Below are 13,758 nucleotides of genomic sequence, written 5' to 3'. Positions count from 1 at the left end.
GAAGGCGCTGAGGTGGTGGGGATCAGCGCAGGATCTGGCGGGACATCACCAGGCGCTGGATCTGGTTGGTGCCCTCGTAGATCTGGGTGATCTTCGCGTCGCGCATCATGCGCTCGACGGGGAAGTCGGTGGTGTAGCCGGCGCCGCCGAAGAGCTGGACGGCATTGGTGGTGACTTCCATGGCGACATCGGAGGCGAAGCACTTGGCGGCGGCGGAGATGAAGCCGAGGTTCTTCTCGCCGCGCTCGGCGCGAGCCGCGGAGGTGTAGACCATGAGGCGGGCGGCCTCGACCTTCATCGCCATGTCGGCGAGCATGAACTGGGTGTTCTGGAAGTCGGCGATGGCCTTGCCGAACTGCTTGCGGTCCTTGGTGTAGGCGATCGCGGCGTCGAGCGCACCCTGGGCCAGGCCGACGGCCTGCGCGCCGATGGTCGGGCGGGTGTGGTCGAGGGTCTGCAGCGCGGTCTTGAAGCCGGTGCCGGGCTCGCCGACGATCCGGTCGCCGGGGATGCGGCAGTTCTCGAAGTACAGCTCGGCGGTGGGCGAACCCTTGATGCCCAGCTTGTGCTCGAGCGGGCCGACGACGAAGCCCTCGTCGTCCTTGTGGACCATGAACGAGGAGATGCCGTTGGCGCCCTTCTCGGCGTCGGTCACGGCCATGACGGTGTACCACTCGGAGCGGCCGCCGTTGGTGATCCAGCACTTGGAGCCGTTGAGGATCCAGTCGTCGCCGTCGGCCTTGGCGCGGGTGCGCATGGCCGCGGCGTCGGAACCGGCCTCGCGCTCGGACAGCGCGTAGGAGGCCATCTTGCCGTTCACCAGGTCGCCGAGGACCTTGTGCTTCAGCTCTTCGGAGCCGTTGAGGATCAGGCCCATGGTGCCGAGCTTGTTGACGGCGGGGATCAGCGAGGAGGAACCGCAGACGCGGGCGACTTCCTCGATCACGATACAGGTGGCGACGGAGTCGGCGCCCTGGCCACCGTAGGCCTCGGGCACGTGCACGGCGTTGAAGCCCGCGGCGTTGAGCGCGGTCAGCGCCTCCTCCGGGAAGCGGGCGTTGCCGTCGACGTCCTTGGCGTAGGGAGCGATTTCCTTCTCGGCGAGGCCGCGGATGGCCGCACGGAGCTCATCGTGGAAGTCCTCGAGCTGGAACAGGTTGAAATCCGGGTTTCCCGCCATCGGGCACACTCCTGGTCGTGGTGGTGATCGCTGCGGTCAACAGCGCGTCTTGCATCGGCACCGAGTGCCAATCCGACTTGATTATACGCCCGGCACTCTAGCGCTACATGGGGATATACCGGTGGCACTCAGTGTCACGTCATGCTCGAGCTGCCGAAGCGGCGCTCACAGGCTACCGAGCTGGGCGGTGATCAGGTCCGCCACCTTGCGCGGCGGCATGTCCCGTGGGAACACCGCGACCACCAGCTCCTCACGCGGTGCCCGCTCCTGCCTGCCACGCGGGATCAGGGCCAGTTCGGTGCGCAGATCGGCGACCCCCGCCGCCGACTCGCCGCGCACCATCCGGCGCAGCAGATAGTTGTGCGTCGCGGTCACCGCCGCGGTGAACTGCACGCGCGCCAGATCCGGCACGTCCGGCAGCTGCGCGCGCAGGAAGTCGGTGAACAGGCGCTCGTACCGGAACACCGTCACGATCTCGCGCTCCCGCAACGCGGGCACCAGCCGCACCACCTGATACCGGCGCGCGGCGATGTCACGCCACTGCGTGAACCGCTCGAACACCCCGATCACGGCCTCACACACCGCATCCCACGGATCACCCTCCGCCCGCGCCAGCGATGCCTCGGCCAGCGCGAGCTGGAATTCGTGATCGGCGAAGATCACGTCCTCCTTGGACCGGAACTGCCGGAAGAAGGTCCGCCGGGAGATCCCCGCCGCCACCGCGATCTCGTCCACCGTCGTCGCCTCGTACCCCCGCTCGGCGAACAACCGCAACGCCTGATCCACCACCGTGAGCCGGAACTGCGCCGCATCGTCGTGTGCCACCCGACCACCGTAGTCACCGGCCACGACAGGTCCCGACCGGGTTCTAGCCCAGCAGCTTGGTGCGCAGGGCGGCGTCCTTGTCGAGGACCATCTGCTCGAGTCCGGCCTGGAACTGTTCCATGCGGGTGCGCAGCGCCGGGTCGTGGGCGGCGAGGATGCGGACGGCGAGCAGGCCGGCGTTGCGGGCGCCGCCGATGGAGACGGTGGCGACCGGGACACCGGCGGGCATCTGGACGATCGAGAGCAGCGAGTCCATGCCGTCGAGGTACTTGAGCGGGACGGGGACGCCGATGACCGGGAGCGGGGTGGCCGAGGCGACCATGCCGGGCAGGTGGGCGGCGCCGCCCGCGCCGGCGATGATGACCTGCAGGCCGCGGCCCGCGGCGTCCTTGGCGTAGTCGAGCATGCGCTGCGGGGTGCGGTGCGCGGAGACCACGCCGACCTCGAAGCGGATGCCGAACTCGGCCAGTGCCTCGGCGGCGGCCTCCATCGTCGGCCAGTCGGAATCGCTGCCCATGATCAGGCCGACCTGGGGTCCGGTGGTGGTCACATGCGCTCCTGTGTTGTCGGCGGCTGGCGCCGCGGGTTTTCGGCGGTCGAGGTGAGGTGGCCGGGTCTCAGGCCCCGTGCGGATCCCAGCCGTCGGTCCAAACGGCGTGCGACATCCAGTGCGCGGCGCGTTCGGCCTGCTCCCGCACCGCGGTGACATCGTCGCCGAGGACGTTGATGTGCCCGATCTTGCGGTCGGGCCGCTCGCCCTTGCCGTAGAGGTGGACCTTCGCCTGCGGCAGGCGGGCGAACAGGTGGTGCAGCCGCTCGTCCATCGACATCTCGGGTGCCTCGGCCGCGCCGAGGATGTTCGCCATCACCGTCACCGGCGCCAGCGGGCTGGTGTCGCCGAGCGGATAGTCCAGGACGGCACGCAGGTGCTGCTCGAACTGGCCGGTGCGGGCGCCGTCCATGCCCCAGTGGCCGGAGTTGTGCGGACGCATCGCGAGCTCGTTGACCAGCACCTCGCCGTCCTGGGTCTCGAACAGCTCGACGGCCATCACCCCGACGACACCCAGACCGGCCGCCAGTTCCAGCGCCATCGTCTCGGCGCGCGCGCCCAGCTCCTCGGACAGGTCGGGCGCGGGCGCGATGACCACGGCGCACTGACCGTTGCGCTGCACGGTCTCCACCACCGGCCAGGTCGCCGCCTGCCCGAACGGCGACCGCGCCACCATCGCCGACAGCTCGCGCTTCAGGTCGACCTTCGCCTCGGCGAGCAGCTGCACGCCGTGCGCGAGCTGGTCGGTGACCAGCCGCTCGGTCTCGGCCGCGTCGGCGGGCATCCACACGCCACGGCCGTCGTACCCGCCGCGCACCGCCTTGAGGACGAACGGCCAGCCGTGCTCGTCGCCGAAGGCGATCGCGTCGGCGGGCGCGGTGACCTCGACGAACGCGGGCACCGGCAGCCCCAGCGCGGACAGCTTGGTACGCATGGCGAGCTTGTCCTGGGCGAAGATCAGGGCCTGCGGCGGCGGCGCCACGTTCACGCCCTCGGCGACCAGGATCTCGAGGTGCGCCGTCGGCACGTGCTCGTGGTCGAAGGTCAGCGCGTGCGACCCGTTCGCCGCGCGACGCAGCGCGGACAGGTCGTCGTGGCTGCCCAGCACCACGTCAGGGGTGACCTGCGCGGCGGGGTCGTCGGGACGCTCGGCCAGCACCCGCAGACGCTGGCCGAGGGCGACCGCGGCCTGGTGTGTCATACGCGCGAGCTGGCCACCACCGACCATCGTGACGGTGGGCATGGCAGACGGATCGAACGAACGTGCACTCACGTCGTGCAATGTTGTCATGTCGAAAGCGAATCTTTGCTACCGGTACACTCGGAACTCGTGTCAATCGTCGACGACGTGGTCAGCGTCCTTCCCTCGCGCCTGCGCGAGCTAGCGTTCCAGCATAAAGAGCTGATCAAGTTCGCCATCGTCGGCGCCACGACGTTCGTGATCGACAGCGGCCTGTTCTACCTCCTGAAATGGACTGTGCTGGCCGAGAAACCGGTCACCGCCAAGATCATTTCCGGCGTGGTCGCGGTGATCGCCTCCTACATTCTCAACCGCGAATGGTCGTTCAAGAATCGCGGCGGGCGAGAGAAGCATCACGAGGCACTGCTGTTCTTCGGTGTCAGCGGCGTCGGCGTGATCCTGAGCAATATCCCGCTGTGGATCTCGAGCTACGTGTTCGACCTGCGTCAGCCGAACGTGAGCTTCCTGACCGAGAACGTCGCCGACTTCGTCAGCGCGTTCATCATCGGCAACCTGCTGCAGATGGCGTTCCGGTTCTGGGCGATGCGCCGCTGGGTGTTCCCCGACGAGATGAACGAGATCGTCGCCGAGCTCGAGGACCTGATCGAGGAAGAGCAAGAGCCTCTCGGCCGTAGCTAGTCAGCGGGGCTCGGTGAGTGTCGCGTTCGGCGGCCGGTTGACCTTCGAGCCGAGGAACACCGCGAACAGCGCAGGCCGGCGACGCTGCAGCTCCAACCGGCCACCGTCCGCTTCCACCAGGGCACGAGCCAGGGCCAGGCCGACGCCGGTCGACCCGCCCGCCGAGAACCCACGGTCGAAGATGTGTGGCGCGAGCTCGTCGCGGATGCCCTCACCCTCGTCGGCCACCTCGACGCAGATCAGCGGATCGCGTGAGCTCATCGTCGGCACCGTGCGCACCGACACCGTGCAGGTGCCACCGCCGTGCATCAGGGCATTGTCGACCAGTACCGCCACGGCCTCACGCAGCCGTGACCCGGTGATGGGGGCGCGCAGGGACTCGTCGCCGATCAGGCGCAGTTCGCGGCCCTCCTCGGTGAAGGGGTGGGCCCACTCGGCCATCACGCCGCGCAGTTCGGCCATCACCGGGACGGGATCGCGGTCGGCGGCGTCCTCGTCGCGGGAGGCGCGGACCAGGTCGTCGATCGCCTCGGTGAGCCGGTCGACCTGGGCCATCGCCTCCTCGGCCTCGTGCACGACCTCGGGATCGGCGTGCGTGGACAGCTCGTCCAGGCGCAGGCGCACCGCGGTCAGCCTGCTGCGTAGCTGATGTGAGACGTCGGCGACCAGCGCGTGCTCGCGTTGCAGGCGGCCCGCGATCTCGACCGTCGCCGAGTCGAGCACGTCGGAGACGCGGTCGAGTTCGGCGATGCCGTGCCTGCGCGGGTCGGGCCGGAAGTCGCCCATCGCCAGCCGGGCGGCGCGGGCGGCCACGTCACGCAGCGGGTCGGCGACCCGGCGCGCGGTCACCACCGCGACCGAGAACGCGGCGCCGAGCGAGGCGAGCACGGCCAGCGCGACCGCGGCCACGGCCTGCTCCTGCCGGGAGTGCATCGGCCCGGCGGGCACTTCGAGCCGCAGCGAACCCGAGGTGCCCATCGACAGCGATTCGACCAGCGGATCCTCGACGTGCTCGACGCCGATATCGGTGCGCGCGGCATTGTCGTGCGGCGCCGGGTAGACGATCGTGAGCTTGCCGCCCTCGGGCACCAGGGCCCGCATGGCGCGCACGTCGAGGCCGTCGGGCACGGTCCCGTCGACACGCTCCTGGGCGATCACCTCGGCGGCGACCCGTTCCAGGCGGCTCTGCAGATCGTTGCGGGTGATGTCCTCGACCCACAGCCATGCCGTGTAGATCAGCGGCACGCCGAGCACCACCGTGGTGATGGTCAGCACGGTCAGGATCGAGCGCAGGATGCGGCGGCGCACTGCCCGGGTCAGCCTCTGGCCGCGGACGGACCGTCGGTGTTGAGCCGGAACCCGACACCGCGCACCGTGACGATGCGCCGCTCCGCCATCGGCCCCTCGTCGCCGATCTTGCGGCGCAACCAGGACATATGCATGTCGAGGGTCTTGGAGCCGCGCAGATCCGCGTCGCCCCACACCTCACGCAGGATGGTCTCGCGCGCCACCACCTGACCGGCCCGGTCGATGAGCACCTTGAGCAGCTCGTACTCCTTGTTGGCCAGGTTCACCTCGGCCCCGTTGACCAGCACGCGCCGCGCCGCAGGCTCGAGCCGGATCCCGCCGACCTCCACCGCGTCGTCACCGATTCCGCTGCGCCGCAGCAGGGCTCGCACCCGGGCAAGCAGCTCGGCCAGCCGGAACGGTTTGCCGACGTAGTCGTCGGCGCCCGCGTCGAGACCGACGACGAAGTCGACCTCGTCGGTGCGTGCGGTGAGCATCAGCACCGCCAGATCGGCGCCGCTGGCCCTGACCTGCCTACACACTTCGAGCCCGTCCATGCCGGGCAGGCCGAGGTCGAGGATCAGCAGGTCGTGATTGCCTTCGAGGGCGCGGCGCAGCACCGCGGGGCCGAATCGCTCGACGGTGACGGTGTAACCCTCGCGGCCGAGGGCGCGCGAGAGCGGCGCGGCGATCGCCTCATCGTCTTCGGCGAGCAGTACGGCGGTCATGTGCTCAGATTACGGATGATGATCGCGGCGGGCCGCATGCTCACCGATAACCGCCCCACGACTGGTCACGGCGACTGCTGCCCGCCTCGAACACCTCGTGGTAGAGCAGCGCGTGCACCTGCTGCACCTGCGGGATGTCGTCGTATTCGAGCGGTTCCTCCGACGACGATCCGATGATCAGCGTGCCGGTGCCGAGTACCCGGTCGAACACCCCGTGCTCGAACTGCACGCTGGAGATGCGGCTGAGCGGGATATCGATGCCGGTGTGGGTGATCACGCCCTGGCGCACGAGCACGCGCCGGTCGGTGATGATGAAATGCGTGGACTTCCAGCTGATCACCTTGCCGACGCAGCGCCACAGGATGAGCCCGAACCAGATCAGCCCGATGAGCAGCAACAGCACGGTGCGCACCGAACCCTCGGTGTTGCGCCAGGCGAGCCCGCCAAGGAAACCGGCGATCGCGGTGCCGCCGATCAGCGTGACGACCGGCCACACCAGCATCTTCCAATGCGGGTGACGATGCAGAATCAACTGTTCGTCGGGCGCGAGAACGTCCTCCGGGTACCCCATGGCCGAACGATACCCCGTTGCGAGGCCGCATTTCCCGATGCCACGGCCGAGGCGATACTGTTGATTCCACGCTAGATGCCAGGTTTTGCCCAATTCTGCTTGCTCGACACCCGACAGTGGAGGCACGCGTGACCAAAGCTCTGACTCAGCTCGAAATCCTCATCGCCCTGGAGCCGGTGGCCGAACAGAATCTCAACCGGCACCTTTCGATCGCCAAGGACTGGAATCCGCACGATTACGTCCCGTGGGACGAGGGCCGCAATTTCGCCGCTATGGGCGGAGTCGATTGGGAGCCAGGACAATCCAGGCTCACCGATGTCGCCAAGGCGGCGATGATCACCAACCTGCTCACCGAGGACAACCTGCCCTCCTACCACCGCGAGATCGCCGAGAACTTCTCCCAGGACGGCGCCTGGGGCACCTGGGTCGGTCGCTGGACCGCCGAGGAGAACCGGCACGGCATCGTGATCCGCGACTACCTGGTGGTCACCCGCGGCGTCGACCCGGTCGCCCTGGAAGAGGCCAGGATGATCCACATGACCCAGGGCGCGCACGCGCCGGCGAACTGGGGCGGATTCCTGGTCAATGTCGCGTATGTGACGTTCCAGGAGCTGGCCACCCGGGTCAGCCACCGCAATACCGGTCGCGTCTGCGACGACCCGGTCGCCGACCGCATGCTGGCCCGCGTCGCCACCGACGAGAACCTGCACATGATCTTCTATCGCAACCTGTGCGCCGCGGCGCTGGACCTGGTCCCCGATCAGGCGATGCCCGCGATCACCAAGGTGCTCACCAACTTCCAGATGCCCGGCGCAGGCATGCCGAACTGGCGGCGCAACGGCGTGCTGATGGCCAAGCACGGCATCTACGACCTGCGCCAGCATCTCGACGAGGTCGTGCTGCCGGTGCTCAAGCAGTGGAACGTCTTCGACCGCACCGATTTCGGGCCCGCGGGCGAGGCGGCACGCGACGACCTCGCGCAGTTCGTGGCCAAGCTGGAGAAGGACGTGCTCAAGTTCGAGGAGCAGCGCGACCGGCTGCTGGCACGCGAACGCGAGGTCGCCGAGCGCAACACGGGGGTCGCTGCCCGCTGAATCCCGGCCTGGTGGTCAGGCGCGGTGCCTGACCGCCGGGCCACCAGGGGCCGCGAACACGCGGCACCAGCCGCCGTCAATACTGTCCGCGCAGGTGGGACACGTCGCCCGCCGAGACGGCCCGGTCGCCGATGAGCAGCCTGCCGGTGTCGTCGATGCCAGACGCGACACCGGTGACCACCTGGCCGCCGGGCAGTTCGGCGCGCACCTCGACGCCGACGGTGGCGCAGCGCTCGCGGTAGGCGGCCGCGATCTCGGTCGTCGCCCAGCCCGCTCGCTGCCAGGCGGTGAACCGGGCGGCGAACTCGGTCAGGATCGCGGCGACCAGCTCGGTGCGGTCGGTGTCGATACCGGCCAGGGTCAGCGAAGTCGCGTGCGGGACAGGCAGTTCGGATGCGTCGAGGTCGACATTGAGTCCGATACCGACCACCACGGCCGGTGCGGCGCCGGTCGCGGCGACCTCGGCCAGGATGCCCGCGAGCTTGCGGCCGTCGAGCAGAACGTCGTTGGGCCACTTCAGTTCCGCGGCGGCACCGGTCGAGCGGCGCAGCGCGTCGATCACCGCGACGCCGGTGAGCAACGGCAGCCAGCCGAGCGTGGTCGGATCGATATCGGGCAGCCGCACCAGGATCGACAGCGCGATCTGCGCGCGCGGCGGGCTCACCCACGTACGGGCGTGCCTGCCGCGACCACTCAGCTGCTCCTCGGCGAGCAGCGCCTGCCGGTCGACGGTCGAATCGGCGGCCCGGGCGACGAGGTCGGCATTGGTCGATCCGGTCGACTCGACGACCTCGATCCGGTCGTAGAACGACAGTGGCCCGCCGGCCGAGGAGCTGTCGAGACGCTGCGCATCGAGCGGTGCCCTGTTCATTCCCGGCACGCTACTAGGCCAGGGCGAATAGGCCTGGGGGCCGTACCTAGCTGGGGTTTCTCTACTGGCCGGTAGGCGAGACTGCCGTAGTGCGACGTGGTGTCACTCGTTACACTCGCAACCCATGACGAGTGTCCAGCAGCAGCCCGCATCGGAATCGGCGGGCGCCCCCGATATCCACACCACCGCCGGGAAGCTGGCTGACCTGCGGAATCGGCTGGAAGAAGCGCAACACCCGATGGGTGAGGCCGCGGTCGACAAGGTGCACGCCAAGGGCAAGATGACCGCGCGTGAGCGCATCCTCGCCCTGCTCGACGAAGGCTCCTTCGTGGAGCTCGACGCCCTCGCCAAGCATCGCAGCGTGAACTTCGGCCTGGAGCACAACCGCCCGCTCGGCGACGGCGTCGTCACCGGCTACGGCACCATCGACGGCCGCGACGTCTGCATCTTCTCCCAGGACGTCACCGTCTTCGGTGGCTCGCTCGGCGAGGTGTACGGCGAGAAGATCGTCAAGGTGATGGACCTGGCGCTCAAGACCGGCCGTCCGCTCGTCGGCATCAACGAGGGCGCGGGCGCGCGCATCCAGGAGGGCGTCGTCTCCCTCGGCCTCTACGGCGAGATCTTCCACCGCAACGTGCAGGCCTCCGGCGTGATCCCGCAGATCTCGCTGATCATGGGCCCCGCCGCCGGTGGCCACGTGTACTCCCCCGCGCTCACCGACTTCGTGGTGATGGTCGACCAGACCTCGCAGATGTTCGTCACCGGTCCCGACGTGATCAAGACCGTCACCGGTGAAGAGGTCACCATGGAGGACCTGGGTGGCGCGCACACCCACATGACCAAGTCCGGCGTGGCCCACTACGTGGCCTCCGGCGAGCAGGACGCCCTCGACTACGTCAAGGACCTGCTGGGTTACCTGCCGAGCAACAACCGCGCCGAGGCGCCGCGGCACGCGCCCACCGACCCGATCAGCGGCGCGATCGAGGACTCGCTCACCGACGAGGACATCGAGCTCGACACGATCATCCCGGACTCGCCGAACCAGCCCTACGACATGCACGAGGTCATCCGCCGTCTGCTCGACGACGACGAGTTCCTCGAGGTGCAGGCCGAGCGCGCGATGAACATCATCTGCGGTTTCGGTCGCGTCGACGGCCGCAGCGTCGGCATCGTCGCCAACCAGCCGACCCAGTTCGCCGGCTGCCTCGACATCGACGCCTCGGAGAAGGCCGCGCGCTTCGTGCGCACCTGCGACGCCTTCAACGTCCCGATCATCACCCTGGTCGACGTGCCCGGCTTCCTGCCCGGCACCGGCCAGGAGTACAACGGCATCATCCGCCGCGGCGCGAAGCTGCTCTACGCCTACGGTGAGGCCACTGTGGGCAAGATCACGATCATCACCCGCAAGGCCTACGGCGGCGCCTACGACGTCATGGGTTCCAAGCACATGGGTGCCGACGTGAACCTGGCGTGGCCGACCGCCCAGATCGCCGTCATGGGTGCTTCCGGCGCCGTCGGATTCGTCTACCGCAAGCAGCTGTCCGAGGCCGCCAAGAACGGCGCCGATGTGGACGCGCTGCGCCTCGAGCTGCAGAACGAGTACGAGGACACCCTCGTGAACCCGTACGTCGCCGCCGAGCGCGGATACGTCGACGCGGTCATCCCGCCGTCGCACACCCGCGGCCAGATCGTGTCGGCCCTGCGCCTGCTCGAGCGCAAGATGGTGACCCTGCCGCCGAAGAAGCACGGCAACATTCCGCTGTGATCGTGCGATATCCCCGGTAGGCCGCGCACACTGGTTGCAATGACGCAACTATTGATCGTCGCGTCCCTACCGGGAATGATCGCGTCAACCGCGCTGTAGACATCGAAGTACCCAAGCTTCGCACCGGGGAAATCTCCCGGACGAGGCAGGAAGGATCTGGCACTGTGACAACTGTGGCAGAAGAAGACGTGCTGACCGCCGCCGAGCTGGAGCTCGCCGTCGAACCACTCGTCGACGAGGTCGAACTGTCTGTGAGCGCGGTTGCCGACGAGCCCGCGGAGAGCCTCGGTGAGCCGATGTTCCGCATCCTCAAGGGCTCGCCGACCGACGCGGACATCGCGGCCCTGGTCGCCGTGCTGAGCGCGGCCGCCGCGAGCGCCCCTGCGGGCGGCGCGTCCGGTCCGAGCGACAACTGGGGCAAAGCGACGCTGCTGCACCGGGGTACGTCCCCGTTCTCGCCGTACGCGTACCCGATGCTGTCGCACCTGCGCTGATCCGGGTGACCCGGCTGGTCTTGGCCTCCGCGTCTCCCGCCCGTCTCGGGATCCTGCGCACGGCGGGTATCGACCCCGTCGTGCGCGTCTCCGGCGTGGACGAGGACGCGGTGTCGGCCGCGCTACCCCCTGATACCTCCGCGCACGACGTCGTCATCGCCCTGGCTCGCGCCAAGGCCGCCGACGTCGCCGCGTCGATTCCCGAATTCGCCGCCGACTGTGTCGTCGTCGGCTGCGATTCGATGCTGCTCGTCGACGGGCAGCTGCAAGGCAAACCGCACACGCCCGAGGTGGCCCGCGCCCGCTGGGCGGGGATGGCGGGCCGCAGCGCCGATCTGATCACCGGACATTGCGTGCTGCGGCTGCGCGACGGCGCGATCGTCGCCGAGTCCGAGGAGTGCAGCAGCACCACGGTGCATTTCGCGAAACCCGGCCCGGACGAGCTCGACGCCTACATCGCCTCCGGCGAACCACTGCAGGTCGCGGGCGCGTTCACGTTGGACGGGCTGGGCGGCTGGTTCGTCGACCGGATCGAGGGCGACCCGTCCAGCGTCATCGGGATCGGGCTACCGCTGCTGCGCAGGCTGCTCGAAGACGTCGGCGTCGGTGTCACGCAGCTGTGGCGGGATTCGCGGGCCTGACGGCGCGATCATCTGCTGTTCTGCGGTAGTCGATGATCCGGCCGCCTGCGCGGAGTTCTCGGCGCCCAGCGTCAGTTCCAGCCGCGCCGTGCACAGTTCCGGCTCGACGAACGGGTGCAGGCGTACGTCGACCCGGCCGCGGGCGCCGTTGCGCTCCAGCACTTCCCGCATGAGGCCCATGTGCACCCCGCACACCACTTCGGAGTGCGAGCGGGCCAGTTCCCGCAGCGGGCAGGCGGTGAGGTTGATCTGCACGTGCTCGGCGGTCTCCCCGACCGGGTCCTTCTCCGGCGCGAACCCGAGCTCCGACATCAGCGACATGGTGATGTCCCTGGCATCGGCCAGCGTCTCCACCGGATGCGTGCTGATGTCCATTCGCGCCCCCCAGGCGCGCCCTGCGGCGACGGCGGCGGCGGACCGGGTGATCGGGTCGGGTCCGAGGTGGTCGGCGAGGACCTGGGCGAGCTCCTGATATCCCACCGAGCGCTGCACGGCGCGATAGCCGATCCGCGGGCGGCCACGGCCGCGCGGCGGCTGCTGGAACTGCCGGACCAGCGATTCGCGGGTGAGCACATCGAGGTGGAATCGGACGGTGGTGACATGCTGTCCGGTGATTCTGGCCAGTTCCTGGGCGTCGAGGGGCTCGGTGGCGCCACGTAGGATCGCGAGCAGTCGCCGTCGCGGCCAAGAATCGGACATAGCTCACCCCTCCTCTCCAGAGACTTTATCGGACAGCTCTGCGCTTTATTCGACCATTGTGTCGATTCGTGATGTGCCGACACAGACATACCATCGGCTGCAACCTCAGCACACTGTCGCACCCGCCCATACTCTCGCGTGAAGGACCACACCGTGCCCGTCGCCCCGGATCCGCACCCCGCCTTCGGTTCCTACGCAGTCCCGCATCGATTGGTAACCACAGAATGGTTGTCCGCAAACATCGGGATGCCCGGTGTGAAGATCATCGAGTCGAACGATGACATCCTGCTCTATGACATCGGCCATGTCCCCGGTGCGGTCAAAATCGATTGGCGTGGCGACCTGAGCGACCCGGTGACCCGCGACTATGTCGACGGCCCCCGCTTCACCGAGCTGATGCGCGCCAAGGGTATCCAGCGCGACGACACCGTGGTGATCTACGGCGATCGCGGCAATGCCCAGGCAGCGCATACCGCCTGGATCTTCACCCTCTTCGGGCACGAGGACGTCCGCCTGCTCGACGGCGGCCGCGACGCCTGGATCTCCGAGGAACGCGACACCACCTTCGACCTGCCCTACCCGGTGACCAGCGACTATCCCGACGTCGTGCGCGACGACACGGTGGCGCGCGCGTTCCGCGACGAGGTGCTGGCCCGGCTCGGCGGCCCCCTGGTCGACGTGCGTTCCGAGCAGGAGTACTCGGGCGAGCTCGAGGACAAGCCGCTGAACCAGGAGTACGCCACGCTGCGCGGCGGGCACGTGCCGACCGCGGTGAACATCCCGTGGGCGCAGGCCTGCACCAGCGACGGCCGTTTCCGGTCCAGGGCCGACCTCGACGAGGTCTACGGCGCGCTGCCGGCCGAGGACCTGGTCGTCTACAGCCGGGTCGGCGAGCGCTCCAGCCACACCTGGTTCGTCCTGACATTTCTGCTCGGCCGCAGGTCGGTGCGCAATTACGACGGTTCCTGGATCGAATGGGGCAACTCGATACGGCTGCCGATCGCGCAAGGCGCAGAGCCGGGCCTTCCGAACCGAATCAATTGAAACATGTTCACATCACAGGGTGCCGCGTAGTGTGACCTGCGACCTACTCGACAGTAGGGCTAGCCGAGTTCGGGCCGAATTGGCAGACTGCCTACACTCGCCCGAGACGAAAGTTGTCGATACCGGGCAC

General features: G+C 68.6%; 15 protein-coding genes. 6 read left to right on the top strand and 9 right to left on the bottom strand.

Features of this window, described 5'->3' with window-relative positions; all coding sequences use genetic code 11:
• Nucleotides 1–22: 22 nt before the first annotated feature.
• The 4 genes from ACFVAV_RS32590 to ACFVAV_RS32575 all read right to left on the bottom strand — a co-directional run bounded on the left by ACFVAV_RS32590 (nt 23) and on the right by ACFVAV_RS32575 (nt 3,846).
• Nucleotides 23–1,180, bottom strand: coding sequence for an acyl-CoA dehydrogenase (locus ACFVAV_RS32590; protein WP_379039432.1), 1,158 nt, complete (start codon nt 1,178–1,180; stop codon nt 23–25).
• A gap of 165 nt (nt 1,181–1,345) precedes the next feature.
• Entirely contained in the window at nt 1,346–2,005 is a 660-nt protein-coding gene (locus tag ACFVAV_RS32585) for a TetR family transcriptional regulator (RefSeq protein ID WP_379039431.1), read from the bottom strand.
• A 43-nt stretch (nt 2,006–2,048) separates the two neighbouring features.
• Nucleotides 2,049–2,555 carry a 5-(carboxyamino)imidazole ribonucleotide mutase gene (gene purE, locus ACFVAV_RS32580; RefSeq protein ID WP_268241485.1) on the bottom strand — a complete coding sequence of 169 codons (507 nt, stop codon included), beginning with the start codon at nt 2,553–2,555 and terminating at the stop codon, nt 2,049–2,051.
• A gap of 67 nt (nt 2,556–2,622) precedes the next feature.
• Nucleotides 2,623–3,846 carry a 5-(carboxyamino)imidazole ribonucleotide synthase gene (locus tag ACFVAV_RS32575; protein WP_379039430.1) on the bottom strand — a complete coding sequence of 408 codons (1,224 nt, stop codon included), beginning with the start codon at nt 3,844–3,846 and terminating at the stop codon, nt 2,623–2,625.
• A gap of 39 nt (nt 3,847–3,885) precedes the next feature.
• Here ACFVAV_RS32575 and ACFVAV_RS32570 point away from each other — a divergent pair, with 39 nt between their 5' ends.
• The gene (locus ACFVAV_RS32570) at nt 3,886–4,434 is read left to right on the top strand and encodes a GtrA family protein (protein ID WP_379039429.1); all 549 of its coding nucleotides are present in this window, start codon (nt 3,886–3,888) and stop codon (nt 4,432–4,434) included.
• Here ACFVAV_RS32570 and ACFVAV_RS32565 read toward each other — a convergent pair whose 3' ends face one another.
• From ACFVAV_RS32565 to ACFVAV_RS32555, 3 genes are read right to left on the bottom strand one after another with little or no spacing between them, the layout of a single operon-like run.
• Entirely contained in the window at nt 4,435–5,742 is a 1,308-nt protein-coding gene (locus ACFVAV_RS32565; protein WP_379039428.1) for a sensor histidine kinase, read from the bottom strand. It abuts the gene before it with no gap.
• An 8-nt stretch (nt 5,743–5,750) separates the two neighbouring features.
• Complete coding sequence (locus ACFVAV_RS32560) at nt 5,751–6,449, bottom strand: response regulator transcription factor (protein ID WP_379039427.1); 699 nt, start codon at nt 6,447–6,449, stop codon at nt 5,751–5,753.
• A 40-nt stretch (nt 6,450–6,489) separates the two neighbouring features.
• Nucleotides 6,490–7,020, bottom strand: a complete 531-nt coding sequence (locus ACFVAV_RS32555; RefSeq protein ID WP_379039426.1) for a PH domain-containing protein — start codon at nt 7,018–7,020, stop codon at nt 6,490–6,492.
• Nucleotides 7,021–7,148: 128 nt separating this feature from the next.
• On the opposite strand from ACFVAV_RS32555, the gene ACFVAV_RS32550 reads away from it, so the two are divergent.
• Nucleotides 7,149–8,114, top strand: coding sequence for an acyl-ACP desaturase (locus ACFVAV_RS32550; RefSeq protein ID WP_379039425.1), 966 nt, complete (start codon nt 7,149–7,151; stop codon nt 8,112–8,114).
• A gap of 76 nt (nt 8,115–8,190) precedes the next feature.
• Here the strand turns inward: ACFVAV_RS32550 and ACFVAV_RS32545 are convergent, their stop codons facing one another.
• Nucleotides 8,191–8,985: a biotin--[acetyl-CoA-carboxylase] ligase gene (locus tag ACFVAV_RS32545; protein ID WP_379039424.1), complete on the bottom strand. Its 795-nt coding sequence runs from the start codon at nt 8,983–8,985 to the stop codon at nt 8,191–8,193.
• A gap of 124 nt (nt 8,986–9,109) precedes the next feature.
• Between ACFVAV_RS32545 and ACFVAV_RS32540 the strand changes: the two genes are divergently transcribed.
• From ACFVAV_RS32540 to ACFVAV_RS32530, 3 genes are all read left to right on the top strand, one after another.
• Nucleotides 9,110–10,750: an acyl-CoA carboxylase subunit beta gene (locus tag ACFVAV_RS32540; protein WP_379039423.1), complete on the top strand. Its 1,641-nt coding sequence runs from the start codon at nt 9,110–9,112 to the stop codon at nt 10,748–10,750.
• A 164-nt stretch (nt 10,751–10,914) separates the two neighbouring features.
• Complete coding sequence (locus ACFVAV_RS32535) at nt 10,915–11,244, top strand: acyl-CoA carboxylase epsilon subunit (RefSeq protein WP_379039422.1); 330 nt, start codon at nt 10,915–10,917, stop codon at nt 11,242–11,244.
• Nucleotides 11,245–11,249: 5 nt separating this feature from the next.
• On the top strand, nt 11,250–11,885 hold the full coding sequence (locus tag ACFVAV_RS32530; protein WP_379039421.1) for a Maf family protein: 636 nt from the start codon (nt 11,250–11,252) through the stop codon (nt 11,883–11,885).
• Here ACFVAV_RS32530 and ACFVAV_RS32525 read toward each other — a convergent pair.
• Nucleotides 11,811–12,584, bottom strand: a complete 774-nt coding sequence (locus ACFVAV_RS32525; RefSeq protein WP_379039420.1) for a helix-turn-helix transcriptional regulator — start codon at nt 12,582–12,584, stop codon at nt 11,811–11,813. The two genes, ACFVAV_RS32530 and ACFVAV_RS32525, sit on opposite strands and share 75 nt — an antisense overlap.
• Before the next feature lie 153 nt (nt 12,585–12,737).
• On the opposite strand from ACFVAV_RS32525, the gene ACFVAV_RS32520 reads away from it, so the two are divergent.
• A complete protein-coding gene (locus tag ACFVAV_RS32520) occupies nt 12,738–13,628 on the top strand; it encodes a sulfurtransferase (protein ID WP_379039419.1) in 891 nt (296 codons plus the stop codon).
• The last annotated feature ends 130 nt before the right edge of the window (nt 13,629–13,758 follow it).

This window comes from Nocardia sp. NPDC057663 (assembly GCF_042799895.1).
GTDB lineage: Bacteria > Actinomycetota > Actinomycetes > Mycobacteriales > Mycobacteriaceae > Nocardia.
The sequence above is the reverse complement of the archived record's forward strand: the minus strand, read 5'-3'. Positions and strand labels throughout refer to the sequence as shown.